The following is a 25,880-nucleotide window of genomic DNA, read 5'->3' on the forward strand; positions in this document are numbered from 1 at the left end:
ACTGTCGGCCTGCCCGGCGCCGGGGCCTACCCCTGCGGAGGACCGTCGCCCGCAGTGGCGGCGCGTAGCTCCTTGAGCACATACGTGGCGGCCTTCTCGACGACGCGGATGCCCTCTTTCTGACTCACGTGATGGTCGGAGAGCACGGCGATCAGCCAGTCATGACGAGCCTCGACGATCCGTCCGATGCTGTTGACCAGCCAGCGGCCGCCGTCGACATCAGCGGTGTCCCAGCCGTTCTTGACGTACTCGGAACGACTGCCCGGCTCCCGCGCGGCGGTGACCCCCCATCGCTGCTCGGGAATCACCTTCTTCATGAGACCCATGATGAAGGTACGGTCCTGCGGGGTCAGCGGTCCCGTCGGTGACGTCAGCCCGGTCAGCAGACGGAGCTGGTCGGCGACCGTGGTCGTGGTGAGTCCCCAGTGCGAGTTGGGCTTCGTCTCACGCAGACCGAGCGCGCGGTTCGCGGCCTTGAGGCCGCGCGAGCCCTCGATCCGCTGCCACAGGGCCACCGCCGCATCGTTGTCACTGGACACGATCATGGCCTCGGCCAACCGCCGGGTGTCAGAACCCAGGGCCTTGCCGGGCGGGTTCTGGCCCAGCAGAAGAGCCGCGAGGATGTTGACCTTGACGATGCTGGCGGTCTCGAACCGTTTGGCACCGACCGTCACCGCAGCCGTTCCTTGTCGATCCAGTGCCGCGACCGCCAGGTGGCCGTCGTACCGTTGCACGTAGGCATTGATGCGCGTTCTCGCCTGGTCGATCCGGTCGACGGCCGGCGTCGTGGGAATCGGACTGGCAGGGGAAGAACCGTGCGAGGGCCCGGCTCCCTCGCCGTCGCGACCGCGCGTGGCACCGAAGGCGGCCGTCGCGACGCCGGCCAGCGACATGGTGGCCGCGGAGAGAACCCAGCGTCGCGGCAGCTGCCGACCTTTCCGCTCAGCCAAGGCGGGCCACCGCCCGCGCCGCGATCTCGTCCACCACAGCCCGGCTGCCCGGATCGGGCAGGCGGACCGTCGAGACCGTCTCGCCTCGTTTCACCATCACGAAGTACGTGACGGTGTTCGGGGTGTCCGCACGCGCGATGCGACCTCGAACGAGCATGGCGGTGCCCTCCAGATATTGCGGATCGACGACATCGAAAGAGACCTGCGATCCGAGGACCGGGTAGGTCGCGCACCGTAGGAGGACCCGACGGACGTCATCGACATTCCGCTCGGCCCATCCAGGCTCGTACGTCTCCACGACGTGGTGGGCCGACGACGAGCCGTCAGACAGCCGGTAGTAGCGCTCCACGGCAGCGCGCCGATGCGACTTGGCCGGGTAGTCGCTGCTCTTGTAGTTGGGGCAGCTGTCCTGTTCCCACGGCCAGGACGCCAGACCGGTTCGCGCATCGTCCGCATGCCAGTCCGCTCCCAGCTCGCCCGCCCCCAGCAGCGGGCTCGGATCGCCCCGTTCCGCGTTCGCGGTGTGTCGCTCGTCGGGGCCGACACCGGACTCCCCCCGATGGCACCCTGCGGCCATCACCAACAACGCCGACAGGACCGCCGGCACGACGGCGATCGAACCTCGGCCTCTGCCGCGAATCCGGCCTCGGCTCGTCCTGCTGCTCGACACGGACACCGAAAACCTCCCCCAGACGCAGATACTTGCCACCGCAGGTGGCGCTTCAGCCGACGACGCGTGGCGGCACATTCGTCGCCGCCGCAGCACCGACGCGGCGGTTGCCGGCCGGCGGTCCCACACCACCGGGACCCGCCGCACCCCGGCGGCAGACGAGACCGGTCAATGGCGTTCCTCGGCGAACAGCTCGGAACGGGTCTCGCCGAGCAACTCGCGCAGGCGGTTGAGGGAGCGCATGCTCTGGCTCTTGACGACGGCGGTGGAGACGCCCACAACCTCGGCGGTTGTCTCCACGCTCAGGTCGTCCCAGTAGCGCAGGACGATGATCGCCCGGTCCCGCAACGGCAGGGTGGCGACCGCGTCCAGCAATGTCATGCGCAGCTCGGCCGGATGTTCCTCGCTCCGCTCCGGCGGCGCCGACATCGCCAACTCGCGACTGGAGCGACGTCGCTGCTGGTCGATCATGCAGCGCAGCAGTATCTTGCGGGCGTACGCGTGGGGGTCATCGGCCCGACGGACCCGCCTCCAGTTGGCGTACACCTTGGCCAGCGTCGTCTGGGTGAGGTCCTGGGCGAGATGCCAGTCGCGGCACATGAGGAACGCGGCGTCACGCAGCCGGCCAGCGGTCGCCTGCGCGAACTCCACGAAGTCTTCGTCAGCCATTCGACCGGTCCAGCGTCGGGAACCGCTTGGCACCGTTGAGGACGAACTCCGCCGGCAGTTCCGTCCCCCAGATCGGGTTGCCGGCGATCTCGGTCGCCTCCTTCACGGAGAGGACGGGCGGTGCCGGCACGGTTCCCTTGGCGTCCCAGACCAGACAGGTGGAGATCATCAGATCGACCTGGAGGCCGCCGCGGTGATGCACGGTGACCATCTGGTTCTGCACGCAGTTGTCGGGTATTTCGGTCAGCTCCACCGTCCCCGGGACCGGGTCGCCACCCAGGTTGTCCCGGTAGATGGAGAGCCGCACCATGCCCGGTCCATCGCCTCGGTCCAGGTAGAGCTGGACGTACGGCATGCCGGGGCCCACCCCGCTGCTCTGCAGACTCGCATAACCGCTGGTCTTCCCCTTGGGCAGCAACCGGGTCAGCAGTTCCAGTGCGCCCTGCGGTGTGGTGGTCAGCAGTTCACCGTCCGGCCCCGCCCCCATCCTCAGGGTGTCAATCACCGTGGTCGAGCGAGCCGGCGGCGCTGGCCGACGGGGGTCCCCGCCGGTGCCCGGCTCCAACCCGCCCGGGGCACCATCGGAGGACCCACTCGGGGACGGCGTGGCGGTGTCGACCGACCCACCCGGCGAACCGACGTTCAGCCCGCCAGGCTGGCCAGCGTCATCCGCACCGACGCCGAGCGGCCCGGCGGCCAGGCCGATCACGAGCAGCATCGCCAACGCCGATCCGCCGGCACCGAACTGCGCCAGGCGGCGCCGGCGGCGCAGCCGGCGGCCCTGCACCACCGACTGCTGGACCAGGTCACCCAACGGCGGGGCGGGATGTTGGGCCAGGTCGTCCCTGAAACGCCCACGCACGTCGCCCATGTCCCTACCCCTCCTCGGCCGACCGCCCGCAGTGGCGATCCGTCACTGACCTGACGGGTTGACGCGCCGATTTGGTTACCGAATCTCGGGGCGAATTTTCCGCGCAGAACCGGGCTCTGCGCCGCAGGGGCGACTCGGTGGGTGGAGGCACAACCCGTAGAGCATCCTAGGAGGTTAGGTCGTCGACGTGGAAGCTGACCGAAAGCCGCGGGCAGCTCAGAAATCTGGATGGTCGACGCTCTCCGGCGATCCGGCGTGCGATTGACCTTCATCGAACCGGTTCCATAGGATGACCATCGATGAGGATCGCGGGTTGGAGTCGCGCCACGCCAGCCGAGGCAGCAGCGCTGGCAGCACTCTTCCAGCGCGCCGAGGCGGTCGCCCCTGTCGGCATGGAGCAGCGCGCTGAGGACGTCCGGAATCGACTGGCCACTCTCGGGCCGGACAGTGCCGGACGCACCCGGGTTGGCCGCGATGACACCGGCAGCGTCGCCGCATACGGTGAGGTCGCCGACATGGGAACAGCGGACGACGTGCTCCGGATCCGCCTGACCAACGTGTTCCATCCCGACATTGCCGACGACGTCCGTGCAGAGCTGCACCATTGGCTCATCGACCAGGCGAAGCAGTTGCGCGATAACCGAGGATCGGCACGGGCCGTCCTCGGCATCCGTTGTGCCGAGAACGACCGGGCCGGCCGCGAGCTGCTGATCCGTGGCGGCTTCGCGCTGGCCCGACACGAACGGGACCTCGTCCTGGCGGTGCCTGACGAGCCGCCGGCTCCCGCGCTGCCGCCCGGTCTGGTGCTGGCACCTGTCGACGAGCGCTACGACGAACTGGCCCGGCTGGCCCACAATGAGGCCTACGCCGACAGCCCGACAGCGGTTCGACCAGACCAGCGCACCTGGCCCCAGCACGCGACCGGACATCCGCGGTTCCTGCCCGACCTCTCCTGCCTGGTGCTGGCCGAGGTCGACCGAAGCGACAACCCGGTGGCCGCCTTCCTCTTCGCGCTCGCCGACGGCAGCACCGACACACCGACGGTGGTTCTGCACTGTCTGGGCACCCGAGCACCCTGGCGCCGCAGTGGCCTGGCCACAGCGATGATCTCGCGGGTCCTGCACCGTGCGCGCTCAGCTGGCGTCAGACAACTACGACTCAAGGTCACCGACAGCAACCACCCCGCTCTGGCGCTCTACCGGAAACTGGGCTTTGTGGAGTCGGGGCAAGGGTTCGCGGTGCTGATGCGGCAGCTCACCCCCGAGGCCGACGAGCAGCCGTAAGCCCAACGGTTCGTCGACTCGCGCCCTGCGCCGCGTACACGGAACGTTCCGCGATTCGCCACAGCGCGTGGAGCCCGCCGATGCGTACGTCCAGCTTGTCGCTGCCGAGCTGGTCCATCGCGTAACGCGGGTCGACCAGCCACGGTGCGCGGAGAGTCCAACACCACCGCTCTGATCCGTAACAGGTCCGAAACTACCGGTTGAAAACTCTGGAATTTTCTGCCAGCCTGAGAGCCATCGACAAGTGTGAACGTTAACAAGATCCCTTAGCACTGGAGGCGCTTCACGCGACCGTCGGGCCCACCCACCTGCCAGGTGACCACATCCACCACCGAAAGAGCCCAACGCCCGCAACCACCCCCCGACGGGCGACCGGGCCACCTGTCACCGCCCTCCACCCGCTGGCCAGATAGCCCGAACGACTCGCATCTGGGCTGGTGCCCGACGTGATGCCCGGCCCGCTCGGGCGGACTCGACATCGTGCCCGCCGCATCCGAGCGCGGCCTCCCAACGGAACAGCGACAGGAATCTCTCACCCCCACCACAGGAGGATCAGCATGGTTCCCCGGACCCGTCCCATCAGGCGCACCCGACTGCGAACGCTCACTCTTTCCGGAACAGCCGCGATAATTCTGACCCTGGTTGTGTCGCTGCTGCCCAACCTGGCCCAAGCCGCCGAGACGACCCTCGGTGCCGCCGCAGCCCAGTCCGGCCGGTACTTCGGTGCCGCCGTCGCCGCCAACAAACTCAACGACAGCGCCTACACGACGATCCTGAACCGCGAGTTCAACGCCATCACTCCCGAGAACGAAATGAAGATCGACGCGACCGAGCCGCAGCAGAACAACTTCACCTTCAGCAATGCGGACCGGATCGTGAACCACGCCATCTCCCGGGGTTGGAAGGTCCGAGGCCACACCCTGGCCTGGTACTCGCAGCAGCCGGGCTGGATGCAGAGCATGGAGGGCACCGCGCTGCGCAACGCGATGCTGAACCACGTCACCCGAGTGGCCACCTACTACCGCGGCAAGATCTACTCGTGGGACGTGGTGAACGAGGCGTTCGAGGACGGCAACAGCGGCGCCCGCCGCAACTCGAACCTGCAGCGCACCGGCAACGACTGGATCGAGGCGGCGTTCCGTGCCGCCGACGCGGCCGACCCGAACGCGAAGCTCTGCTACAACGACTACAACACCGACAACTGGACCTGGGCCAAGACGCAGGCCGTGTACAACATGGTGCGCGACTTCAAGTCTCGTGGGGTGCCGATCGACTGCGTCGGCTTCCAGTCGCACTTCAACGCCAACTCGCCGTACAACAGCAACTACCGCACCACGCTGTCCAGCTTCGCCGCCCTCGGGGTGGACGTGCAGATCACCGAGTTGGACATCGAGGGATCCGGCACGACGCAGGCCAACACCTACCGCAGTGTGGTCAACGACTGTCTTGCCGTGGCTCGCTGCAACGGGCTGACCGTGTGGGGTGTGCGGGACTGCGACTCGTGGCGCTCCAGCGGCACTCCGCTGCTCTTCGAGTGCAACGGCAACAAGAAGGCCGCCTACACGGCCACCCTCGAGGCGCTGAACAGCGCCGGCCCCACCAACCCGCCCACCGACCCACCCACCGACCCGCCCGGCTCCGCCAGCGAGATCGTCGGCACGCAGTCGGGCCGGTGTGTCGATGTGCCCAACGCCTCGACCAGCAACGGCACCCGGGTGCAGCTCTACGACTGCAACAAGCAGACCAACCAGGCCTGGACCTACACCTCGGGCAAACAGCTACAGGTGTACGGGAACATGTGCCTCGACGCCGCCGGGACCGGCAACGGTGCGGCGGTGCAGATCTACAGCTGTCACAGCCAGACCAACCAGCAGTGGAACGTCAACTCCAACGGCACCATCAGCAATGTGCAGTCCGGACGATGCCTGGACGCCTGGAGCACCACCAACGGAGCCCAGATCCAGCTCTACGACTGTCACGGACAAACCAACCAGCAGTTCCGACTCGCCGCCCTGGGCGGCGGCTCGACCCCGACGCCGACCCCGACGACGCCGCCGCCGACCGGCGGCACGTGTGACCTTCCCTCGTCGTACCGCTGGTCGTCGTCGGGTGCGCTGGCACAGCCGAGGTCGGGGTGGGTGTCGCTGAAGGACTTCACCGTCGCGCCGTACAACGGCCAGCAGCTCGTCTACGCCACCACCCACGACACCGGCACAACGTGGGGCTCGATGAACTTTGGCCTCTTCAGCAACTACTCGCAGATGGGCTCGGCCAGCCAGAACGCGATGAACTCGGCGACCGTCGCACCGTCGCTGTTCTACTTTGCGCCGCGCAACATCTGGGTGCTGGCCTACCAGTGGGGCGGCCCGGCCTTCTCGTACCGGACCTCCAGCGACCCGACCAACCCGAACGGGTGGTCGTCGCCCCAGACGCTGTTCAGCGGCAGCATCTCCAACTCCAGCACGGGCCCGATCGACCAGGCGATCATCGGTGACGACCAGAACATGTACCTGTTCTTCGCCGGGGACAACGGCAGGATCTACCGGGCCAGCATGCCTATCGGGAGCTTCCCGGGCAGCTTCGGGTCGAACTACACGACGATCATGACCGACTCGACGAACAACCTCTTCGAGGCTGTTCAGGTCTACAAGCTCCAGGGCCTGAACAAGTACCTGATGATCGTCGAGGCGATCGGTTCGCAGGGCCGGTACTTCCGTTCGTTCACGGCCACCAGCCTCGGTGGTACGTGGACGCCGCAAGCGACGTCCGAGAGCAACCCCTTCGCCGGCAAGGCCAACAGCGGCGCCACCTGGACCAACGACATCAGTCACGGCGAACTGATCCGCAGCAACGCCGATCAGACCATGACCGTTGACGCCTGCAACCTGCAGCTGCTCTACCAGGGGCGCTCCCCCAGCTCCGGCGGCGACTACGGCCTGCTGCCGTACCGGCCGGGTCTGCTGACGCTGCAACGCTGACGACGGACAACGCCGGGGCGGGCAGGTTCGGCACCACACCGGGCCCGTCCGCCCCGCACCCATCCACCACCAGGAGGTAGCGATAGTGCGAGGACACAGACACCACCCCCCACCCTCGGGGAAGACCCACACCGACCGAGTGGCGCCCCGTTTGCGGGGACGCCTGTTCAAGCTGGCCGCGGCCGGGATAGCCGTCGCGGTCGGGTTGTTCACCATCACCGTGGCGACCGGGTCGGCGTCGGCTGCCGACAACCCGTACCAGCGGGGCCCGGATCCCACCCGGACCAGCGTCACCGCCGTGAACGGCCCCTTCGCCAACACGTCGGTCAGCGTCCCGACCGGGTACGGCTTCAACGGCGGCAGGATCTACTACCCGACCGACACCAGCCAGGGCACCTTCGGTGCCATCGCGATCTCGCCGGGTTACACCGCGTTGTTCTCCGCCGAACTGGCCTGGATGGGACCGTGGCTGGCGTCCCACGGCTTCGTCGTGATCGGCATCGAGACCAACAGCCGCAACGACTTCGACACGGCCCGAGGTACCCAGTTGCTCGCCGCACTGGACTACCTCACGCAGCAGAGCCCCGTACGCGACCGGGTCGACCCCAACCGGTTGGCGGTCGCAGGCCACTCCATGGGTGGCGGCGGCGCGCTGAGCGCAGCCACCCGACGCCCGTCGTTGAAGGCAGTGGTCGGCATCGCGCCGTACTCGCCGTCGTCGAACCTGGCCAACGACCGGGTGCCCACCATGATCTTCTCTGGGCAGGCGGACACGGTGGTCACCCCGTCCTACGCCACCGGCCTGTACAACAGCCTCCCGGCCACGACGGAGAGCGTCTATCTGGAGGTCGCCGGCGCGGATCATGGCTTCATGGTCGGACGGTCGAACCCGGTGATGGTCCGGACCATGCTGCCGTTCGTCAAGATGTTCATCGACAACGACACCCGGTACAGCCAGTTCCTCTGCCCACTGCTCGACTCCAGCGGCGTGGTCACCTACCGCAGCACCTGCCCGTTGCTGCCCTCGACCCCGACCGACCCGCCGACCCCCACCGATCCGCCGACCGTTCCGCCCGGCTCCGCCAACGAGATCGTCGGCACCCAGTCCGGCAGGTGCGTCGACGTACCCAACGCCTCACGTAACAACGGCACCCGGGTCCAGCTCTACGGCTGCAACAAACAAACCAACCAGGCATGGACCTACACCTCAACCAAACAACTGCAGGTGTACGGCACCATGTGCCTCGACGCGGCAGGCACCGCCAACGGCGCGGCAGTGCAGATCTACAGCTGCCACAACCAGACCAACCAACAGTGGAACGTCAACTCCAACGGCACCATCAGCAACGTCCAGTCCGGACGGTGCCTCGACGCCTGGAGCACCACCAACGGAGCCCAGATCCAGCTCTACGACTGCCACGGACAAACCAACCAGCAGTTCAGGCTCGCCGCCCTCGCACGTTGATCATTGCCGACTCCGCGCAGCACCCGTTCGAGGGTGTCAGGTCGACCAGCGGCAGGGCGAGGTCCAGCACGCCTCAAACGGGCGGACCCGGCATCGCGCCGGGTCCGCCCGCATCACGTGGCCGGAGGGCGGCGACGCCTGGCGTCTCGGACGAGCGTCAGTGCGATGACGAGAAGGCCGAGCAGGGCGACGACGGCATTGGCGGTTGTGAGGAAAACCTTCTCGCCACGGGTGGCGTGGTGGAGGTGGGTCAGGTGGAAGAAGAAGTGGGGTATGGCGAAGGTGGAGAATGCCGCCGCGGCGGGGATCGTGAATGCGGCTCGAGGTGCGACAAGCGCTATGCCGAGGACGACGGCCAGGCCGAGGGTGGCTCCGCCGAAGTCTCGCGCGTAGTGCTCGCTGAACGGCGGGGTGAGGGTGACGGTCGGGAAGTTGTTGTAGAAGCTTGCGGGGAAGACCTGGTTCCAGAACCCGACAACGAGTTCGTCGAGGAAGAGGACGGCCAGGGCGATCCGGATCAACGCGGTCAGCGCGGTGTCCCGCCCGTCTGTTGACGTTGCCCACGGTGCGGCGGGAGTGGGTGACCGGCCTTCGTTCATCGGGTCCGCCCGGCGTCGTTCTGCGCTGCCGGGCTGGCCAGCCACTGGTCGAAGGTCTGTGTGCCCCGCGGACCGGGGCCGGTGGGCAGCAGGCCGTGTCCGGCCATGGCTCGACCGGTCGCTCCCGGAAGGCGGACGGGCAGGACAAGGCGGTGACTCCCGCGGGTGCGTAGCAGGCGGCGGGCCATGTCAGACATGCGCAACTGTTGCGGGCCGGCGATGTCGGGCGCCCGGCCGGTCGGATCTGCCAGGGCGAGGTCGACGAGACAGTTGGCGACCTCGTGGGCCGCGATCGGCTGCATGAGCATCTGGGGCACCACTGCGATCGGACCGGGAATGGTGGCGAGCATCTGCGCGGCCAACTCGTAGAACTGCGTCGAGCGGAGCACCGTCGCGGGAACCGCACCGTCCAGGACGAGCTTCTCCTGGCGTCGTTTGCCTGCGTAGTAACCCCAATTCACCCGATCGGCGCCGACGACCGACAGCGCGACGTGGTGCCGCACCCCGACGCGCCGGCCTGCGGCGAGCAGGTTGGTTGTCGCCGTGCCAAAGAAGTTCTCCGATTTCTTCCGGTTGATCGTCGACACGTTGCTGACGTCGATCACGACCGGTACGCCGGTCAGCGCCTCGTCCAGCCCGGAACCGCGGATCAGGTCTACGCCCGTGGAACGGGCGAGGACGACCGGCTCATGGCCGACAGCCCGTACGGCGTTGACGACGAGACGTCCAACCCCGCCGGTCCCGCCAGCTACCGCGATACGCACTGAGCTACCTCCCGATTCGTGTTCGCCGTAACGCCGCGATGGCGCGTAGCCCGGACCGGGGGCCGGGGTGAAGGGGGGATAAACCGCTGTGATGTCACTGTTGGTTCTACCTCTCCGAGACTTCTCGTCCAGTAATAGACTGCGCAGACAGCCCTAAAGGGTGGAACCGTCATCTGCATCGGTGCGCTTGTTGGCGGCGTAGACACCGCGTGAGAGCGTCATGATCGCGAGCAGGAGAGCGATTACGGCTACACCTGAGGCGGCGTACAACGCGACGACTCCGCCGTGCGTGAGACGGGCCCGAAACGGATTCGCCGCGGCAGCCGCCGCGGCTTCCGCTCCCACAGTGAACTCCGCCGTGCCGGTCACCGGGTGTCCGTCGGTGAAGGTGGCTCGCCAACTGATCTCGTACCAGCCGTCAGGCATATCCGCTCTCACCTGATGGCGCAGCGTCGCTCCGTGGACAACCGGCCGACCGCCTGCCCAGTCCGTCCCCGTGTGGTCCGTCACTGTGACACTGCTGTCCGACGTGATCTCGGCGGCGAACACCACCTCGACCCGTTGGGGGGCCTTCGCGAGCGCGGCACCGGCGGTCGGCGTGATCGAATGCGTCGCGCCGTGCGCGAACGCGGGCGCGGGCGTGACCGTCAGCGGGAAACCGGCAGCAAGCGCGACCGTGACGATCAATCTGACGCTACGACCAATGCGAGGCGCCCGACCGGTGTCTGACTCGCCGGTCACGCGCGCCGCAACGCTTCTCTTCATGGCGTGCTCCCTCTGCCGCGAGCGACCGCGCGGCGTCTACGAACTGGACCGAGCGGCCCCCCGATTCGTGACAGCAGAGGTCGCGGCCGGGGCCGAGTGTCACGAATCGGAGACCTGCCCGGTCCGTACCTGGTGACACTCGCCCACCACCGGCGGGCTCCTGAGATGTCCAGCCACGTCGGCTGGCGTGCCAAGGACGACATCGCGGACGCCGAGCCGGTACAGCGCAAGGAGCGACGATCATGAACGCCATCATCCGCATCGCACTGGCGATCTTGTTTCTCGACAATTTCGTGGTCGGAGCCTGGAACGCGATCTGGCCGGCCAGCTTCTACGCGAACTTCCCGACAGTGGATCTCACGCCACCGTTCAGCGAGCACTATGCGCGGGACTTCGGTACGACATCACTGGCGATCGCCCTGCTGCTGGGCATCGCGGCGGTCAAACCCAAGGCCCACTTCGTCATCCCGGCCGCGGCTGCCTATTCGGTCTTCGCGCTGCCCCACTTCTTCTATCACCTCACGAACATGCAGGGGGCGACCGTGGGTGAGGCGATCCTCCTCACCACCGCAAACGCGGCCGTGGCGCTCATCGGCCTGGTGATCATCTTGCTGACGGCGCTACGCGATCGTTCGGCGGCTCGGCGCGACCTCGCCTCGGCTCGGGCCGCCCACTGAAGCTGCTGCGTCAACCACTGGGAGAGCCGATGGTTCCCGAACCCCTCCGGCCACTTCGGTCAAACGCGCTACCCAGCGCGTTCTGCGTCGTCGTCGCCGAACGACGCCTCCTCAAGAACCTCGCGTACCACCTGCTCGGTTCAGTCGACGCCGCCGAACACGCGGTACAAGCGACGTACACCGTCTGGTACACGATGCCGGACGACAAACAGGATGGCCTCGACAGTCCCTTTACCTGGCTCGTCGGCATGCTCGTGCAGATCTGTATCGGTCTGCTCGAATCGTCGCCGACCCAAACGGCTGGGCATACCGCCGGTCACGTGCTGTAGTACGGCCCCGCAGGGGTACCTGTGTGGCTGGCGCTCGACAGACAGCAGCGATATCGGCGGTAGTTCCAACTCACCTGCACATTCAGGGATGGAAGCGACGAGGCGGCGGCCATGGTAGGGCGAGGAAAAGACGGGGCACTTGTCGACGCGTTAGCGGTGTTCGACGCGGTCCGTCCGCGGCTCTTCGGCATCGCCTACCGGATGCTCGGCAGCGTCGCGGAGGCGGAGGACATCGTCCAGGAAGCCTGGGTCCGGTGGCAGCAGACCGAACGCAGCCGGGTACGGGACCCGATCGGGTTCCTGGTCACGACGACGTCTCGGCTCGCTCTGAACGCCGCGACGTCGGCTCGCGCCCGCCGCGAACTGTATCCCGGACCGTGGCTACCCGAGCCCGTCGACACCTCCGCCGACCCGACACTCCAGGCCGAACGCAACGAGTCACTCGAACTCGCCGTGCTACTCCTGTTGGAACGGCTCACCCCGGTCGAGCGGGCGGTGTACGTGCTGCGGGAGGCGTTCGACTACCCGTTCCGGCGGATCGGCGAGGTACTCGACGTCAGCGAGGCATACGCACGACAGCTCGGCCACCGCGCCCGCACGCACCTGGCCCGGCAGCGGCGCGAGCCGGTCGGCCACGCCGACCGCGACCGCCTGCTGCATGCCTTTCTTGCCGCAGCCCGATCCGGTGAGCTGACCCAGCTCGAGGAACTGCTCGCCGAGACAGCCATCTCCTACGCCGACGGCGGTGGCGCCGTCCGGGCCGCCCAGCTACCCGTCGTCGGACGGGACAACGTTGCGCGTTACGTCCTGGGACTGATCCGGAAGTTCGGCCGCGACCTCTCGCCGGAGATCGTCGAATCCAACGGCCAAGCCGCGATCCTCGTCTCGCGGCCCGGGACAACTGTCGCTCTGGTCACCATCGACGCCTCACCCGCCGGGATCGAACGAGTGTTGATCATCCTCAACCCGCAGAAACTAGCCCAGTTCCAGCGGTGACCATCGGCACCGGCGCCTGGTTCGTCGACGGCACGTACGTCGAGGTCGATGGTCTGGCGCCTGAGTCGTCGCCGAACCTGCCGGCGCTGCTCACACGAATGGGATCGTTGCTGAGTGACGAAGTCGCTTGACCTGCATCTGGAGTTCGATCGGAGTGCGGGTTTCCCGGGTCGCTCGCTGGAGAGCGCATTACGGGAGAGCATTCGGACAGGTCGGCTGCGAGCCGGGTCGCGCCTACCCGGGAGCCGGAGCCTGGCCGCCGACCTGGGCTTGGCCCGGGGCACTGTGGTGCAGGCGTACGCGCAACTGGTGGCGGAAGGGTGGCTGCTGGCGGCACCCGGCTCGGGCACCCGGGTCGCGGACGTACTCCATGATCCGCCCGACTCGCGCAGGCGACCGCAGCCGTCACCCCCGGCCGGACCGTTGATCGAGTTGCGGCCGGGGATTCCCGACCTCGCGTCTTTTCCCCGAACGGCCTGGGCGGACAGTGTCCGCCGGGCGTTGACAACGGCTTCACGCGGCATGCTGGACTACTCCGAGCCGACCGGGCTACCCGCACTGCGCGCGGCGGTGGCCGGCTATCTCGCGCGCACTCGTGGAGTGCTCTGCGACCCGGATGCGGTGGTGATCACGGCGGGCTTCACCCAGGGCCTCTCCCTTCTGGCGCGGACGTTGCACCGGCGCGGCGTCCGCGCCATCGCCACCGAGAACCCCGGTCTGGCCCATCACCGCATGGTGCTGCGTGCCGCGGGCCTGACAGTCACCCCGCTCACCGTCGGCCCCGGTGGGGCCGACCCGGATGACGCGGCGGGTCAGGCCGCGCTACTCACCCCGGCGCACCAGCATCCGACCGGAGTGGTGCTCGCCCCGGGGCACCGCTACCGGCTCATCGCGTGGGCACGCAAGCACGACGCGTTTCTGATCGAGGACGACTACGACGGCGAGTTCCGCTACGACCAGCGGCCGGTGGGCGCCATGCAGGCGCTGGCACCAGAGCGGATCGTGTACGCCGGCAGCACGAGCAAGTCGCTGGCGCCGGGCGTCCGCCTCGGCTGGTTCGTCGTACCCGAGCCACTGCGTCGCGAACTGACGACGACGATCGTGGAGGCCGGCGCGGCAGTCTCCGCGATCGACCAGCTCACCATGGCCGACCTGCTCACGCACGGCGACTACGACCGGCACATCCGCCGCATGCGCCTGACCTACCGGCGTCGCCGGACCGAGCTGGCCGGCCGCCTGGCCGAGGTGACCACCACTGCGTTGGAGGGCATCGCTGCCGGCGTGCACGCGCTGCTACCGCTGGCGTCCGTGGCGGAGGAGCGCTGGCTGATCCAGGCCGGGCGCCGCGAGGGGCTGCACCTGATCGGCCTGCACAGCAACGGCTACTGGCACGACCCCGCGGATGAGCGGCAGTCGGCAGCCCTGGTCCTCGGATATGCGGCGCCACCGGCTCATGCCTGGCAGGAGGCGCTGTCCGGACTCTGCCAACTGGTCCATCAGACCGGTCACCAACTGGTCCATCCGGCTGGTCCGGTCGGGGATACGTTCGATTCATGCAGACCATGAAGATCGGAAACAACGAAATCGTGCTGCTGGGCACGGCCATGCCGCCGGAGTTGCCGGAGGGCTCCCATGTGATGACAGCGACGATCGAACTGCCACCGGGCGACCCGGGCACGCCGCCACACCGGCACTCCGGCCCTGTCTTCGGCTACCTGCTCGAGGGCGAGATGATCTTCGAGCTGGAGGGCGAGCCCGAACGGGTGATCAAGGCCGGCGAGGCGTTCTGGGAGCCTGGCGGCGACGTCATCCACTACCGGTCCGCAAACAACCTGTCCGATCGGGTGACCAAATTCCTGGTCGTGATGGTGTGCGCGCCCGGCCAGGAAATGCTGGTGCTGGTGAGTCCCGAGGAGCTCGAACAGCGTAAGAACCGCCGCTCAAACCGACCGAACTGACGGAGAGGCACGTCATGCGAATCGTTCTCGCCGGTTCGACCGGCGTCATAGGCCGCCGTCTCGAGCCGATCCTGACCGCTCAGGGGCATGAGGTCATCGGGTTGGCCCGTAACGGCCCGGTCGCCGTCGACGTGCTCGACCGGGACGCGGTGGCGGCCGCCGTCCGCGACGCCCGGCCTGACGTGGTGATGCACCAGTTGACCAGCCTGAGCACGGGCGACTTCGCCGCCAATGCGCGACTGCGTCGGACCGGGACCCGCAACCTGGTCGACGCGGCGCTCGCCGCCGGGGTACGCCGCATCGTGGCACAGAGCATCGCCTGGGCGTACGAGCCGGGCGCCGAGCCCGCGACCGAGGAGACACCGCTCGACCTCGGCGCCCCCGAGCCACGCCAGACCAGTGTGGGTGGTGCCGCCGCGCTCGAATCCGCCGTCCAAGAGGCGCCCGAGTGGGTCGTGCTGAGGTACGGCACCCTCTACGGCCCGGGCACCTGGTACGCCCGCGACGGTCTGATGGCCCAGTTCGCCGCCGCCGGCAAGATCCCCGCCGACGCGGACGTGAGCAGCCTGCTGCACATCGACGACGCCGTCGACGCCGCGGTCGCGGCTCTGGAGTGGCCCGTCGGCGTCGTCAACGTCTGCGACGACGAGCCAGCCGCCGCCTCGCAGTGGGTGCCCGCGTTCTGCGCGGCGGCCAACGTGCCAGCGCCAGCGGCGACCGAGGGCGAACGGCATGGCTGGGCGCGGGGAGCGAGCAACCACTACGCCCGCACGCACCTCGGCTGGAACCCGACCTATCCGTCCTGGCGGCAGGGATTCGTCACCCTGTGAGCCGTCCGCACATCTTGATCTTGTAGAAGCAACGGAGACGAAGAGTCATGTCGGATCAACCCGAACTGGCCGCGCTGAGCGACGACTATGCCCGCTACGGGCTGGAGCGCGATGTCGTACGCGAATGGGAGGACGGCGCCCGCACCGACAATCGCGCCGGGTCGTACGAGTGGTGGTACTTCGACGCCCACCTCGACGACGGCGCGAAGGTGGTCGTGGTGTTCATGAACAAGGACCTCGGCGCGGCGGGTAGGCCGCTGTCTCCGCAGCTGCGGGTCAACCTGGAACTGCCTGACGGGACGATGTCCAACAACACGATCTCGATCCCCGCGGCCGAGTGGTCGGCGGCGAGCGGGCGTACCGACGTCCGGATGGGGCCGGGCAACCGCTTCCAGGGCGAGAACCTGCGCGAGTACCGGATCCAGGCGACCGCCGGAGGGTTGCGGGTCGACTTCACACTGACGTCCGAGGTCCCGGCCTGGCGTCCGGCCACTGGGCACATGCTGTTCGGCCCGGAGCGCGACCTCGAGTTCAACTGGCTGCCCTCGGTGCCCCAAGGAGCCGTGCGGGGCTCGTACACGATCGGCGGGGTACGGCACGAGACGACCGGCGTCGGCTACCACGACCACAACTGGGGCAACGTCGGGCTGCCGAAAATCCTCAATGACTGGTACTGGGGGCGGGGGCACGCCGGACCGTACACGGTCATCGCGTCGTTCATCACTGGCGCCGAGAGGTACGGCTTCGCCGAGATCCCCATTTTCATGCTGGCCCGCGACGGCCGGATCATCGGCGACGATCCAGCCAAGATGACGTTCGAGCGAGACGGGGTCTACACCGACGCGAAGACCGGCAAGCCAGTGGCGAGCATCGTCCGCTACACGTACGTGGACGACGACACGTACGTGGTGACCTTCGACCGCGAGCGCGACCTGGTCCGCAACCCCCTCACGAAGGACCTGCCCTGGCTGAAGCGGACGGCGGCGCGGTTGATCCGGTTCGACGGCGCCTACCTCCGCTTCGCCGGCCTGCTCACGATCGAACACCACAAGGGCGGGCACGTGGTCGAGGAGTTCGCCGAGGACGCAATCTGGGAGCTCATGTATTTCGGGCGCGCCCGAGGCACTGCCGGGGATCCGTCACTGCCCGGTCGGCGGGTCGTCCGGAAGCGGCCCTGAGTCCACGGGCTGGCGAAGGCGCTCGATCAGCTCGCGGGCCGCGTCGGCGTACCGCTGCTCCGATCCGCGGGGCCGGTGTCCCTGGATCGGCGGCGGGACGCTGTCGCCAGGTAGCGGCACCACGTCGGCGGGATCCCGTAGCCGGCGGTCCACCGTTGCCGCGGTCCCGTCGAGGGTTACCGGCGCGGCTGTCCGGTGGGCGGTGAATACCCAGCCGCCAACCGAGTCGGTGTCGCGCCACAGGTTCACCCACCGCCAGTCGACGCGAGCGCCGATCTCGTGCAGCACCTCGTCGTCGACGAAGGCGGGGAACAGTCGCGCGTAGAGGCGGCTCAGTGGTGACCCATGGGTGAGCAGAGCGACTCGACTGCTGACCTGCGGCGGTAACTGGAGCACGGTCGCGGCGGCCAGGACCGAACCGTGGCTGTGTGCGGTGAGCAGCACGAGGTTGCCGCGTCCGACCAGGTACGTGATTCGTCGGGTCAACTCCGGCACGGCTCGTTCGGCGTAGCAGGGTGGCGCGAACGGGTGGGCGGCGCGGGGCCAGAACGTGCCCAGGTCCCACAGGACACCAACGTGGCGCCTGAATTCGGCTGTCCGGTAGGCGAAGATTCCGCCGAGGGCCAGGCCGAGGATGATCGCGGCGATCCCCCAGCTTCCGAACGCGATGGAGAAGGTGATCAGGTCGCCGGGCACCCGTGCGTACCGCTGCACAGACTCGCTCGGCATCAACTCCAGCAGACCGAGGGTGGTCGTGGCCGTGCCGATCCCGGCCAGGCAGGCGTAGACCACCGCCAACGGAATCAGTCTTTCCGTGAAGCGGGCCCTGGCTATCGCCTTCTGCACCTGCCGCAGTCGGGTCGCGGCTGCGGGCGGGCGGTCCGGGTAGTCGCAGGCGACAATCGCCGCAGCGGCACGAAGTCGACGGCGTCGAGAGATGAGGATGACCGGAACCGCTACCACCAGCGTGAACAGCACTGTCCGGAGAAAGCCGAAGATCGCCCAGGTGAACGCCGGCGGCAGACCGGAGGCCAGGCCCGCTCCGGTCGGCGCGTCGCGATCCAGGAAATCCGCCACCCGGTAGACCAGCTCGGCGGACACTGCCACCGCCAGACTGACCGCGCTGGCCGCCATCACCAGCGCGCCCAGCCCGAGCAACGGGATGGCGTCCCGCCGCCGAACCCGGCGCCAGAGCAGCACAGCGCCGAGGGCGGTCAGCAGGGTCGTCTGGGCAACGAACAACGAGGTGAGAATTGCGCCGTAGCCGGGTAGGCCGCCCCCCTCGTGCCACGGCGCTGGGCTGGCGAGAGCGTGGACCGTCACCACGATGGTCAGGGCCACGGCTACCGTCCGCACCGTGCGGGTGATCCGGTCCAGTCGCTGATCCGAGGCAGCCCGGTCGAGCAGCGGAGGCATGCAGAGCAGGACCACGCAGCTGGCCAGCACCGTCCCGGTGGCCACGGCCAACGCGATCGTGCTGGCCGAGGCGCCGTTCGCGGCTCGGGCGGCGAGCAGAGCGACGTCCAGTGTCGCGAACGCCGCCGCGACGTGAATCGAACGCAGCCGACCCACCAGCGGCCCCGCATCCCACTGACCGATCCCGCTGAGTCGATGCTCGGAGACCTCGTCCGCGGGAGCGCGGAACGCGTCGAACATCTTTCGCGGCCGGGTGCTGGCCCGCCAGAGCAGGCCGATGGCGGCGGCCGGAACCACAGCGAGTACCGCGAGGCGCAGGCCCACGGGCTGCCCACCCAACCAGGACAACCAGGAGCGCCCGGCCAGGCAACGTGGCGAGCCCATGCACTTCCACGCGATCAGGTCCAGCGTGACGCCGGCGAAGGCAAGGACATACAGCACTGTGAGAGTGAGCGCCAGCAACCGGCACAGGGATCTGACCATCGCGTCGGAGCCAGGGCTCGCCGGTCGCATCCAGATCGCAAGGTTGGCCAGCATGAACGGCAGGAGGAACACCAGCGTCAGTGTTCGGACCACGCTTCCGGCGGGCAGGTCACCCCAGTGGTACGCCTCCGTCACCCGTTCGCCGCTGCCGCACGAACAGGGGCGGTGGGGTCGGTAGAAGCCCCCACTGCGGTCGCCCGCGACCTGCTCGACCTGCGCCACGTTCAACACCTGGGCGGCGCTTGCGCTGGCGGCCCCGTGTACCCGCAGCTCCACCACGTCATCGGACATCCCGGGCCCGCTTGACCGCGCTGACGCACCCGACATCGGCCCCTCCGAAGCACCTTCGGTGGCCAAGCCGGGTGAACCCAGCCCCCGCGCCACTCGCGGCGGTGTACCCCGCCCGACCGGGACCAACCGTGGGCCCGCCTCATGGTTGTTTCGGCGCTTACAGGTCCTCGGCAGCACAAAATTCCCGTGTCGGTCTGGTAGGCGGTGGCTAGCGTACGCGGATGAGCATTGTCCCGAGAACCGGACTGCGGCTGCGGTTCCTCAGCGATCCGGGCGAGTTCCTGGCCGCTGCGGGCGACTACCTGGGCGCCGATCCGGTCATCAGCACGGTCGTGACCACCATCGCGCACCGGCTGTTGTCGCAGCGGGCCGAGGGGATCCCGCAGCCCGACCGCAACTGGTGGCTGGTGGTCAGCGACGACTCCGGCACCGTGGTCGGTGCCGGGATGCGCTCGGCGCCGTATGCCCCCTATCCACCATTCCTGCTGCCCATGCCCGACGAGGCGGCCGTTGCGCTGGCCCACGCGTTGCACGATCGCGGGGAGGAGGTCCTCGCGGTCAACGGGGCCCTGCCCACGGTCGACCTGTGCGCCACCGCGCTGGCCCGGCTCGGCGGGGGTGAAGTCCAGGTCTCCCAGCACACACGGCTGCACGAGCTCGGCGAACTGGCGTGGCCGCCACCGGTGCCTGGCGGCTTGGTGGCCGCGACCGAGGACGACGCGGGACTGGTCACGGAGTGGCTCGCCGCGTTCGTGGGCGACGCCGACGAACAGGCGGGCCGCCCGCGCGGTACGAGTGCGCACGAAGCGCCCGACCACGCGGAGGTGCTGCGTCGGCTCCACGCCGGACGGCTGTGGTTCTGGGTCGACGAGACCGGGGAACCGATGCACCTCACCGGTGCCAACCCACCGTCGTTCGGGGTGGCCCGCTTGGGCCCGGTGTACACACCGCCGGCCCAGCGCGGGCGCGGTTGGGCCAGCAACGCGGTCGCCGAGGTTTCCCGCCGAATCCGGGCCGAGGGCGCGCGGGTCTGCCTGTTCACCGACCAGGCCAACCCGACGTCGAACAAGATCTACGCCGCCCTCGGCTACCGGCCGGTCGTCGACATGGCCAACCTGGTCATCGTGCGATGAGCAGCCGGTGGAACGGCTCCACCGATCAGGTCGTGGTCTGCTCGCGCAGTGCACTGGTCGAGTTGGCGGCGGTGTTACCGGCAGCGGGCAGGTTCGTCGTCGCCCGGCTCGACGGAACGAGGATGACGGACGCGGACCACGCCTTCTACGAGTTCTCCGACGCGCTGTTCTTTCCGGGCTACTTCGGCTGGAACTGGGATGCGCTGTCCGACTGTCTCCGCGATCTGCACTGGTTGCCCGCGGACGGGTATCTCATCGTCGTCGAGAACGCGCCCCGGATGCTGTCGAGCAGTGCCGAGGATCGGCGCACGCTGTTCCGGATCCTGTCGCAGGCCGTACATCACTGGGCCAGCCCGTTCGGCCAGCCAGAGTTCGCGGTGCTGCTGCTCTGCGACCGCGACGACGAGGCGGCGCTGTTGCGGCAGGAGATCGCCCGCGCGGACGACGGTACGCCTCACCGAGACGGGTTCGCTGATCGTCGGCCGTAGGAAACGGTTGTCCCAACCAGCAGCACTGCTCCTGCGAAGAAGTAGGTGTTGATTCCGATACCGGTCCAGAACTCGCCAGTGGAGATGTCCGCCACCCCCACGAAGCCACCGCGACGGATACCGCTGACCATGAGAAGATTCTCCACCATCCCTGGAACACCCCGGATGACGAGCAGGATGCTGCCGAACAACAGTGGCGTCAGAAGTAGCCACCGGGGAAGACGTCGAGCCGGCGGGCGGACCGTGGCCAGAACGACGGCTGCTCCGATGGCCGACATCGAGATGAGCACCACGTTGAAGATCACGTAGGCCCTCATGCCCCACGGTCCATCACCGGTTGGATCGGGCCCAGGGAAGAACACCAGGATCACGTGGGACACCAGGAAGAAGATCAACCATGCCAAGGCGCCGTACGCCCAGCGACGGCCTGTGCGAGCGGGCATACCAGCACTCTCGCCGAGGCAGCACCGTGACGCCTCCCGCCCTGGGCGGGTTTCACTCCCCCTGAAGAGCGAGGTCCGGGAGTGTCAACTCCGGTGATCGGCGAGACCTCAGTGACATCAGGCCTCAGAGCGGCGACCGCACCAGCGGGGTCACCGGCCTCGCGAGCGCACCGTATAAGGGCGCAGAGTGGAGACTTTCGGATTATCTTGTACAGTCCCGAAGAACAATTCACTGCCCGTGCCGCAACGCCGGTACCGACCCTCAGCCCGATCGTCCATCCACCTGCGAAGAGGTCTTGATGCCAGATCAGACGGTCGCCGGCATGGCGCTCGCGAACCTCATCGAAGAACGCCGAAGGCAGCTGAGCAATCCGAGCTATCGGGCAATCGCCGAGAGCGGTGGCCTGAAAAGTCACATGACGGTCTACAACCTCGCGACCAAGCCGCTGAAGGCGATGCCCGAGGCGGGCACGCTGGAGGGCCTGGCCCGCGGCTTGGACCTGGACCTGGCGATTGTGACCCGAGCAGCCCAGTCAGCGTGCGGCTACCACGTCTGGGAGCGGGCGCTACCGGACGACCCGACCAAACAAATGATCATCGCGAACATCGAAGATCTGGAGCCACACGAGCTGGACGCGGTAGCAACCGTTGTTCAGGCGTACCTGCGGTCCAGGAAGTAAGGCTCACCGGCACCGCCCCGTCCCATCCCCCCTCCCCGAGGTTGCACCTTGAAGATCGTCCGGTTGAAGACCGGCTCGACATGTGTGACCCTGCCCGATGAGCAGGTCATTTTTGTCGATCCAGTCCTGACCCGTGAGGGCATGGCAGAGGTCATTCGAACAGCACTGCCCCAGGTCCATCCCGACGCCGTCGGGCACTGGATCGAGGCCGCGATGCCCTCCACGACTCCCCTCGCCGTCCCTCAACCAAACCGGCGGGAGCGTCGGGCCAAGAGCGGCCGGCACGCCGCCAGCAGGGTCGGCCGTGCCGGCATGCAGCTGACGTCGATGGCCGCGGCGGCCGCCCTGGGGGTGGTCGTCGTGCCGCTCGTCCAGGGCGCGGGGTCGACGCCCGTGGCCGCCGCCGAAGCCTGGCAGAACCCCGTGTTCAGTCGGATGGAGGTCGGGTCCGCTTGGGACTGCCAGGGCACCGACAACTCCGACCTGGTGGCTACCTGCACCACGCCGGACGGCACAGTGATGCACGCCGAGGCGTGGGTTGGGCCGAACTCCTTGACCTTCATCTTCACCTACCGGGACGCCAAGACCGGTCTGCAGCACCGCAACACCCTCAAGGTCTTCGCCTCCGAGGGTGGCGTGCAGGCGTGGATCAAGACGAGCCCAACGGACAAGGCTTTGCTGCCAGACCTCGCCGTCGGCGACCGGTGGCTCATGTACGGCAGCGATCGGAACCGGCTACAGCAGTGGGCCGAACGGCTGAGCGAGGACGTCGTCCTGCCGGCGGATATCTCCGAGGTGGCCTTCAAGATGGGGCTGCTGCCCGCCCCACGCCGGGCGGAGTCGAACGCCCGCGAGATGGCCCACGTGGACGAGATGATTCGCAAGGCGGCGGCTCGGATTCTCGTGGGCGATGAGTCGCTGCCGATCCCTGCGACGACCCCGGTCGACGTCACGCCGGGTCCGGGCGGGGCTGAGGAGGTGCTCGCGCCAATCCAGGAAGGTCCGGTGCCCGGGGTAATTCCGCCTCCTCCGGTGACTCCGGCCGAGCCGCCACCGATGCCCGCTCCCCCTCCAGCGTCCCCGCCCGCCACCGGACCAACTCCACCGCCGACGATTCCCGCCGAGCCGCCACCGATGCCCGCTCCCCCTCCAGCGTCCCCGCCCGCCACCGGACCAACTCCACCGCCGACGACCGGTACCGGGGACGAGGCGCCGGTTGGCCAGCCGCCGACCGACAGTGAGCCCGGTGGCCAGTTTCCCGGCAGCGCGCCCGGCGACGAGACGCCCGGTGCAGACGTACCCGGTGAGGCCCCTGGCAATGGGGCTGGCGACGAGCCGGGCCGGCCGATGGACCCGGTAGTCGAGCCCACCGGGCCGGACGAGCCGGTAGATGACGGGTCGACCGGCCAGCCGCAGGAGGGCATCGGCGGAGGTGAGCCGGGGCAGGGGCCGGCTCAGCCCGGCGACCTCCCGGCTGGGGATCCCCTGGCTGACCCGATCGAGGTGCCTGAGGATGAAAACACCCCGGTCCTCGACGGACTCGTGGCCGACAGCGCACCGAGGCACGGCCCGACGTCTCAGCGCACCGAGGGCCATCCCGGCACCGCGTAGCAGAAATGCCGAACGGCCCCCAGCAGCCTGCTGAGGGGCCGTTCGGTGGGCGCGCGGCTGGCGAGCGGCGACAAGCGGACACGGGCCTCGGCTTCCGTGAACGCCGCGAAGTCGCACCGCCGAGCGGCATGCCTACGAGATGCGCCAGCTTGAGCATGAGGACCGGGCGTCTGCTCGAACTGCTGCCCTCGGGTGGTGCACCCGGACTTCGGCCGCGCCCTTGGACCGAGACGAGTCGGTGGACATCGGCGCAACGCCTGTCTCGCGTCACCGCCGCCGAGCGCACCCGCCCGAGCGCAAGCCCGGCGAGCGCGATCGGCGCGATCCGGTGCAGCCGTATCAGGACACCTTGTCGACCTTGCAAGTGATCTTGCCCGTGACCTTCTGGCTCAGCAGGATCGAGCCCTCCTCGACGGCCTTCTGGCCCGGCCGCACGTCGGACACGATGCTGCTGGTGTTGCCGACCCGGGTGCCCTTGGCGTCGTACACGAAGACGTCGATGACGTAGGTGTTCTGGTTCTCGCTGGAGTTGTTCACCTCCAGGTCAAACTTCACGTTCGGCAGGAGGTCGCTGTCCGCCGAGTCGATCTCGCACGTTTTCAGCACGACGTGCCCGGCCTTGGCCTCCTGATCCTTGCTGACGTCGCTCGCCGCCTTGCCGACCAGGGCGGTGCAAGCGACGAAGCCGCCGCCGCACAGGATGACCGACAGGCCAGCGATGATCAGGAAGATCTTCAGCCCAGTCGACATCCTCTTCTTCTGCGGGGGCGGCGCAGGCACGTAACCCGGCGCGGGGCTCTGGTTCGACATTCGCTTGCCTCTCGGTCGTGGTGGTTACCTTCCGGAGCCTTGACAGGCCGGATGGTCCAGCTGTGCAGGTGTGCTGTCGCGGCCGTCATGGACGACATGCGCTGTATATCAGCAAGGAACAGCCTGTACAGCGTCAGGGAACATAGCGCTGGCGAAATGCCTCGTCAACTCCGTCAGCGAAATCATCAGAATTGCCGGCTGCCTCCACCGGCCGGCCGCTGGCCGTTCAGCTGACCAAGACTTCGACAGTTCTGCGCGAACCGGAAATGCAGCGGTCAGTGCTCCAAAAGGGACCAAAAGGAGTCATCCGTCCGGCCGCCAGTCACCGCCCGCACCACCGGCGGGCTGAACGGACGACTGTTCTATCGATCGAGCGAAAGCGCGCGCACGAGCCGAGGTTCAGGACGGCCTTCAGGCACTGGTGAACCGACTGGCGGGTTCGGCCAGCACGGCGAACGCCATACAGGCGCAGCTCGACTCGCGGGCCGCGTCACCCTCAGAAGGTCCGCTCCGCGGTCGCCGATCCGGTGGTCGGGCGGCGACTGCTGACAGCAGATGCTGCTACCGGGGTGCCACTCTCGGCATGGTTCTCCGTTCGCCGGTGGCGGCCATCGAGTGCATCGCGCCGCTGGCGAGCGGGATCAGCCGGGCCAGGCCCGGCTGTCCGTTGCGTCGGGCCAGGTCGGGCCCGAGGCGAGCCATCAGCAGGGTGAGCGCCGGCAAGGGCCGGACGTAGAGGGTGATGTCACTGATCAGGCCGTCGGCGCCCAGGCGCAGTCGCTGGGCTTCGTAGAGACGCACGGCGCCGACCTGCGCCTCGTAGAAGAGCGCCACCGTACGGCCCTCGGCGACCTGGTCGGTGTAGGTGATGTCGCTGTCACGTCAGGACCGCTTCGGGAGACGGCTCTCCCGCCAGCACGTTCGTCCCGCAGCGGTCGCTCGGCATACACGGCTGCGGTGCTTACGTCCAACGTAGACCGTCGATGGCGTACCCGACGTCACCCGGAATCGCCGCCGCCCTGCTGGATGTCCTGCCCGCCTTGGCGGACACTCGGCCGGTGATCTATGCGGCAGCGGGCGACAGTGCACCGGAGGGCGACGACGCCGAGCCCGTCGACCTTGACTGGGAGCGGGCCAGCAACCTCAACCGCTGCCAGGAGCCCGCAGACATCGACGCGGCCTTCGACCGCGGGGAAGAGCACGTCGGGGCCGCACTCATCGCTCTGGTCTACAACAACCCCAACACCGACGCGGTCCTGCCCAGGGTCGCCCGCGGGTTACGCTCGCCGAATCCGGAGACCCGCCGGCAGAGCCTGCTCGCGTTGATGCACACCGCCCGGCTCCACGGCCGGGTGGATGCCATCACCCTGGAGCTGCTCCACGGACTGCTGCACGACCGCACCCCGATCAGCACCGGGAGCCCGTACGAGGTGTGGGGCACGGCGACCCAGACAGTCGGCGACCTCCAGGCTTTCCTCCCGTCCGAACAGCTGCCAGCCTGGGTCAATGCCTTCACCGACTACTGACGGTTTGATCGATCGGG

General features: G+C 68.3%; 28 protein-coding genes. 17 read left to right on the forward strand and 11 right to left on the reverse strand.

Annotated features, from left to right (window positions below):
• Window positions 1–26: 26 nt before the first annotated feature.
• The 4 genes from MED15_RS04145 to MED15_RS04160 form a co-directional block, all read right to left on the reverse strand.
• Entirely contained in the window at window positions 27–893 is an 867-nt protein-coding gene (locus MED15_RS04145) for a serine hydrolase (protein ID WP_112734809.1), read from the reverse strand.
• Window positions 894–942: 49 nt separating this feature from the next.
• Window positions 943–1,557, reverse strand: a complete 615-nt coding sequence (locus MED15_RS04150) for a hypothetical protein (RefSeq protein ID WP_112697528.1) — start codon at window positions 1,555–1,557, stop codon at window positions 943–945.
• Between the two features lie 231 nt (window positions 1,558–1,788).
• On the reverse strand, window positions 1,789–2,289 hold the full coding sequence (locus MED15_RS04155) for a SigE family RNA polymerase sigma factor (RefSeq protein WP_112726984.1): 501 nt from the start codon (window positions 2,287–2,289) through the stop codon (window positions 1,789–1,791).
• Complete coding sequence (locus MED15_RS04160) at window positions 2,282–3,160, reverse strand: hypothetical protein (protein WP_112726983.1); 879 nt, start codon at window positions 3,158–3,160, stop codon at window positions 2,282–2,284. The genes MED15_RS04155 and MED15_RS04160 overlap by 8 nt, the downstream gene beginning before the upstream one ends.
• Window positions 3,161–3,459: 299 nt before the next feature.
• Here MED15_RS04160 and MED15_RS04165 point away from each other — a divergent pair, with 299 nt between their 5' ends.
• The 3 genes from MED15_RS04165 to MED15_RS04175 all read left to right on the forward strand — a co-directional run bounded on the left by MED15_RS04165 (window position 3,460) and on the right by MED15_RS04175 (window position 8,886).
• Window positions 3,460–4,443, forward strand: coding sequence for a GNAT family N-acetyltransferase (locus MED15_RS04165; protein ID WP_112726982.1), 984 nt, complete (start codon window positions 3,460–3,462; stop codon window positions 4,441–4,443).
• Window positions 4,444–5,000: 557 nt separating this feature from the next.
• Window positions 5,001–7,421, forward strand: coding sequence for a non-reducing end alpha-L-arabinofuranosidase family hydrolase (locus tag MED15_RS04170; protein ID WP_112726981.1), 2,421 nt, complete (start codon window positions 5,001–5,003; stop codon window positions 7,419–7,421).
• A 139-nt stretch (window positions 7,422–7,560) separates the two neighbouring features.
• A complete protein-coding gene (locus MED15_RS04175; protein ID WP_244220351.1) occupies window positions 7,561–8,886 on the forward strand; it encodes a poly(ethylene terephthalate) hydrolase family protein in 1,326 nt (441 codons plus the stop codon).
• Window positions 8,887–8,999: 113 nt separating this feature from the next.
• Here MED15_RS04175 and MED15_RS04180 read toward each other — a convergent pair whose 3' ends face one another.
• From MED15_RS04180 to MED15_RS04190, 3 genes are all read right to left on the reverse strand, one after another.
• The gene (locus tag MED15_RS04180) at window positions 9,000–9,485 is read right to left on the reverse strand and encodes a hypothetical protein (RefSeq protein ID WP_146754732.1); all 486 of its coding nucleotides are present in this window, start codon (window positions 9,483–9,485) and stop codon (window positions 9,000–9,002) included.
• Window positions 9,482–10,249, reverse strand: a complete 768-nt coding sequence (locus tag MED15_RS04185) for an SDR family oxidoreductase (RefSeq protein ID WP_112726979.1) — start codon at window positions 10,247–10,249, stop codon at window positions 9,482–9,484. The genes MED15_RS04180 and MED15_RS04185 overlap by 4 nt, the downstream gene beginning before the upstream one ends.
• A 153-nt stretch (window positions 10,250–10,402) precedes the next feature.
• Entirely contained in the window at window positions 10,403–11,014 is a 612-nt protein-coding gene (locus MED15_RS04190) for a copper resistance CopC family protein (protein WP_112583261.1), read from the reverse strand.
• Window positions 11,015–11,110: 96 nt separating this feature from the next.
• Between MED15_RS04190 and MED15_RS33355 the strand changes: the two genes are divergently transcribed.
• The 9 genes from MED15_RS33355 (at window position 11,111) to MED15_RS04225 (ending at window position 16,982) form a co-directional block, all read left to right on the forward strand.
• Window positions 11,111–11,260: a hypothetical protein gene (locus MED15_RS33355; protein ID WP_167457569.1), complete on the forward strand. Its 150-nt coding sequence runs from the start codon at window positions 11,111–11,113 to the stop codon at window positions 11,258–11,260.
• Window positions 11,257–11,691 carry a hypothetical protein gene (locus MED15_RS04195; RefSeq protein ID WP_112583260.1) on the forward strand — a complete coding sequence of 145 codons (435 nt, stop codon included), beginning with the start codon at window positions 11,257–11,259 and terminating at the stop codon, window positions 11,689–11,691. Before MED15_RS33355 ends, MED15_RS04195 begins: the two co-directional genes overlap by 4 nt.
• A gap of 29 nt (window positions 11,692–11,720) precedes the next feature.
• On the forward strand, window positions 11,721–12,020 hold the full coding sequence (locus MED15_RS04200) for a sigma-70 family RNA polymerase sigma factor family protein (RefSeq protein ID WP_112726978.1): 300 nt from the start codon (window positions 11,721–11,723) through the stop codon (window positions 12,018–12,020).
• A 111-nt stretch (window positions 12,021–12,131) separates the two neighbouring features.
• Entirely contained in the window at window positions 12,132–13,016 is an 885-nt protein-coding gene (gene sigJ / locus MED15_RS04205) for an RNA polymerase sigma factor SigJ (protein ID WP_112583258.1), read from the forward strand.
• Window positions 13,013–13,147, forward strand: coding sequence for a hypothetical protein (locus tag MED15_RS34495; RefSeq protein ID WP_258399551.1), 135 nt, complete (start codon window positions 13,013–13,015; stop codon window positions 13,145–13,147). Before sigJ ends, MED15_RS34495 begins: the two co-directional genes overlap by 4 nt.
• Window positions 13,131–14,582 carry a MocR-like pyridoxine biosynthesis transcription factor PdxR gene (gene pdxR, locus MED15_RS04210; protein WP_112726977.1) on the forward strand — a complete coding sequence of 484 codons (1,452 nt, stop codon included), beginning with the start codon at window positions 13,131–13,133 and terminating at the stop codon, window positions 14,580–14,582. The genes MED15_RS34495 and pdxR overlap by 17 nt, the downstream gene beginning before the upstream one ends.
• Window positions 14,570–14,974 (forward strand): cupin domain-containing protein, encoded by a 405-nt coding sequence (locus tag MED15_RS04215; protein ID WP_112697546.1) that lies wholly within the window; start codon window positions 14,570–14,572, stop codon window positions 14,972–14,974. Before pdxR ends, MED15_RS04215 begins: the two co-directional genes overlap by 13 nt.
• Before the next feature lie 14 nt (window positions 14,975–14,988).
• Window positions 14,989–15,804, forward strand: a complete 816-nt coding sequence (locus MED15_RS04220; protein WP_112726976.1) for an NAD-dependent epimerase/dehydratase family protein — start codon at window positions 14,989–14,991, stop codon at window positions 15,802–15,804.
• Window positions 15,805–15,851: 47 nt separating this feature from the next.
• A complete protein-coding gene (locus MED15_RS04225) occupies window positions 15,852–16,982 on the forward strand; it encodes a lipocalin-like domain-containing protein (RefSeq protein ID WP_112726975.1) in 1,131 nt (376 codons plus the stop codon).
• Here the strand turns inward: MED15_RS04225 and MED15_RS04230 are convergent.
• A complete protein-coding gene (locus tag MED15_RS04230) occupies window positions 16,944–19,172 on the reverse strand; it encodes a hypothetical protein (protein WP_112726974.1) in 2,229 nt (742 codons plus the stop codon). The two genes, MED15_RS04225 and MED15_RS04230, sit on opposite strands and share 39 nt — an antisense overlap.
• A gap of 221 nt (window positions 19,173–19,393) precedes the next feature.
• Between MED15_RS04230 and MED15_RS04235 the strand changes: the two genes are divergently transcribed.
• Together MED15_RS04235 and MED15_RS04240 are read left to right on the forward strand one after the other, a co-directional pair.
• Complete coding sequence (locus MED15_RS04235) at window positions 19,394–20,305, forward strand: GNAT family N-acetyltransferase (RefSeq protein WP_112726973.1); 912 nt, start codon at window positions 19,394–19,396, stop codon at window positions 20,303–20,305.
• The gene (locus MED15_RS04240; protein WP_112604158.1) at window positions 20,302–20,793 is read left to right on the forward strand and encodes a barstar family protein; all 492 of its coding nucleotides are present in this window, start codon (window positions 20,302–20,304) and stop codon (window positions 20,791–20,793) included. The genes MED15_RS04235 and MED15_RS04240 overlap by 4 nt, the downstream gene beginning before the upstream one ends.
• Here the strand turns inward: MED15_RS04240 and MED15_RS04245 are convergent.
• Window positions 20,760–21,236, reverse strand: a complete 477-nt coding sequence (locus MED15_RS04245; protein ID WP_112726972.1) for a hypothetical protein — start codon at window positions 21,234–21,236, stop codon at window positions 20,760–20,762. The two genes, MED15_RS04240 and MED15_RS04245, sit on opposite strands and share 34 nt — an antisense overlap.
• A 299-nt stretch (window positions 21,237–21,535) precedes the next feature.
• Here MED15_RS04245 and MED15_RS04250 point away from each other — a divergent pair, with 299 nt between their 5' ends.
• Together MED15_RS04250 and MED15_RS04255 are read left to right on the forward strand one after the other, a co-directional pair.
• Window positions 21,536–21,916 (forward strand): hypothetical protein, encoded by a 381-nt coding sequence (locus tag MED15_RS04250; protein ID WP_112726971.1) that lies wholly within the window; start codon window positions 21,536–21,538, stop codon window positions 21,914–21,916.
• A gap of 48 nt (window positions 21,917–21,964) precedes the next feature.
• Window positions 21,965–23,527 (forward strand): hypothetical protein, encoded by a 1,563-nt coding sequence (locus MED15_RS04255; RefSeq protein WP_112726970.1) that lies wholly within the window; start codon window positions 21,965–21,967, stop codon window positions 23,525–23,527.
• A 339-nt stretch (window positions 23,528–23,866) separates the two neighbouring features.
• Here the strand turns inward: MED15_RS04255 and MED15_RS04260 are convergent, their stop codons facing one another.
• Both MED15_RS04260 and MED15_RS04265 read right to left on the reverse strand, forming a co-directional pair.
• Window positions 23,867–24,277: an FxLYD domain-containing protein gene (locus MED15_RS04260; protein ID WP_112726969.1), complete on the reverse strand. Its 411-nt coding sequence runs from the start codon at window positions 24,275–24,277 to the stop codon at window positions 23,867–23,869.
• 621 nt (window positions 24,278–24,898) lie between these two features.
• A complete protein-coding gene (locus tag MED15_RS04265) occupies window positions 24,899–25,171 on the reverse strand; it encodes a hypothetical protein (RefSeq protein ID WP_112726968.1) in 273 nt (90 codons plus the stop codon).
• Window positions 25,172–25,320: 149 nt separating this feature from the next.
• Here MED15_RS04265 and MED15_RS04270 point away from each other — a divergent pair, with 149 nt between their 5' ends.
• The gene (locus tag MED15_RS04270) at window positions 25,321–25,863 is read left to right on the forward strand and encodes a hypothetical protein (RefSeq protein WP_225855245.1); all 543 of its coding nucleotides are present in this window, start codon (window positions 25,321–25,323) and stop codon (window positions 25,861–25,863) included.
• Window positions 25,864–25,880 lie beyond the last annotated feature (17 nt).

It is taken from the genome of Micromonospora noduli, assembly GCF_003264475.1.
Lineage (GTDB): Bacteria > Actinomycetota > Actinomycetes > Mycobacteriales > Micromonosporaceae > Micromonospora > Micromonospora noduli.

What these genes read in the sequence shown, in the direction of transcription:
- MED15_RS04190 (WP_112583261.1), bottom strand. Translation starts at nt 11,014, where the DNA reads ATGAAGAGAAGCGTTGCGGCGCGCGTGACCGGCGAGTCAGACACCGGT.
- MED15_RS04235 (WP_112726973.1), top strand. Translation starts at nt 19,394, where the DNA reads ATGAGCATTGTCCCGAGAACCGGACTGCGGCTGCGGTTCCTCAGCGAT.
- MED15_RS04220 (WP_112726976.1), top strand. Translation starts at nt 14,989, where the DNA reads ATGCGAATCGTTCTCGCCGGTTCGACCGGCGTCATAGGCCGCCGTCTC.
- MED15_RS04225 (WP_112726975.1), top strand. Translation starts at nt 15,852, where the DNA reads ATGTCGGATCAACCCGAACTGGCCGCGCTGAGCGACGACTATGCCCGC.
- sigJ (WP_112583258.1), top strand. Translation starts at nt 12,132, where the DNA reads ATGGTAGGGCGAGGAAAAGACGGGGCACTTGTCGACGCGTTAGCGGTG.
- MED15_RS04260 (WP_112726969.1), bottom strand. Translation starts at nt 24,277, where the DNA reads ATGTCGACTGGGCTGAAGATCTTCCTGATCATCGCTGGCCTGTCGGTC.
- MED15_RS04240 (WP_112604158.1), top strand. Translation starts at nt 20,302, where the DNA reads ATGAGCAGCCGGTGGAACGGCTCCACCGATCAGGTCGTGGTCTGCTCG.
- MED15_RS04180 (WP_146754732.1), bottom strand. Translation starts at nt 9,485, where the DNA reads ATGAACGAAGGCCGGTCACCCACTCCCGCCGCACCGTGGGCAACGTCA.
- MED15_RS04145 (WP_112734809.1), bottom strand. Translation starts at nt 893, where the DNA reads ATGTCGCTGGCCGGCGTCGCGACGGCCGCCTTCGGTGCCACGCGCGGT.
- MED15_RS04215 (WP_112697546.1), top strand. Translation starts at nt 14,570, where the DNA reads ATGCAGACCATGAAGATCGGAAACAACGAAATCGTGCTGCTGGGCACG.
- MED15_RS04195 (WP_112583260.1), top strand. Translation starts at nt 11,257, where the DNA reads ATGAACGCCATCATCCGCATCGCACTGGCGATCTTGTTTCTCGACAAT.
- MED15_RS04160 (WP_112726983.1), bottom strand. Translation starts at nt 3,160, where the DNA reads ATGGGCGACGTGCGTGGGCGTTTCAGGGACGACCTGGCCCAACATCCC.
- MED15_RS04200 (WP_112726978.1), top strand. Translation starts at nt 11,721, where the DNA reads ATGGTTCCCGAACCCCTCCGGCCACTTCGGTCAAACGCGCTACCCAGC.
- MED15_RS04270 (WP_225855245.1), top strand. Translation starts at nt 25,321, where the DNA reads ATGGCGTACCCGACGTCACCCGGAATCGCCGCCGCCCTGCTGGATGTC.
- MED15_RS04250 (WP_112726971.1), top strand. Translation starts at nt 21,536, where the DNA reads ATGCCAGATCAGACGGTCGCCGGCATGGCGCTCGCGAACCTCATCGAA.
- MED15_RS04230 (WP_112726974.1), bottom strand. Translation starts at nt 19,172, where the DNA reads ATGTCCGATGACGTGGTGGAGCTGCGGGTACACGGGGCCGCCAGCGCA.
- MED15_RS04165 (WP_112726982.1), top strand. Translation starts at nt 3,460, where the DNA reads ATGAGGATCGCGGGTTGGAGTCGCGCCACGCCAGCCGAGGCAGCAGCG.
- MED15_RS04155 (WP_112726984.1), bottom strand. Translation starts at nt 2,289, where the DNA reads ATGGCTGACGAAGACTTCGTGGAGTTCGCGCAGGCGACCGCTGGCCGG.
- MED15_RS04170 (WP_112726981.1), top strand. Translation starts at nt 5,001, where the DNA reads ATGGTTCCCCGGACCCGTCCCATCAGGCGCACCCGACTGCGAACGCTC.
- MED15_RS04245 (WP_112726972.1), bottom strand. Translation starts at nt 21,236, where the DNA reads ATGCCCGCTCGCACAGGCCGTCGCTGGGCGTACGGCGCCTTGGCATGG.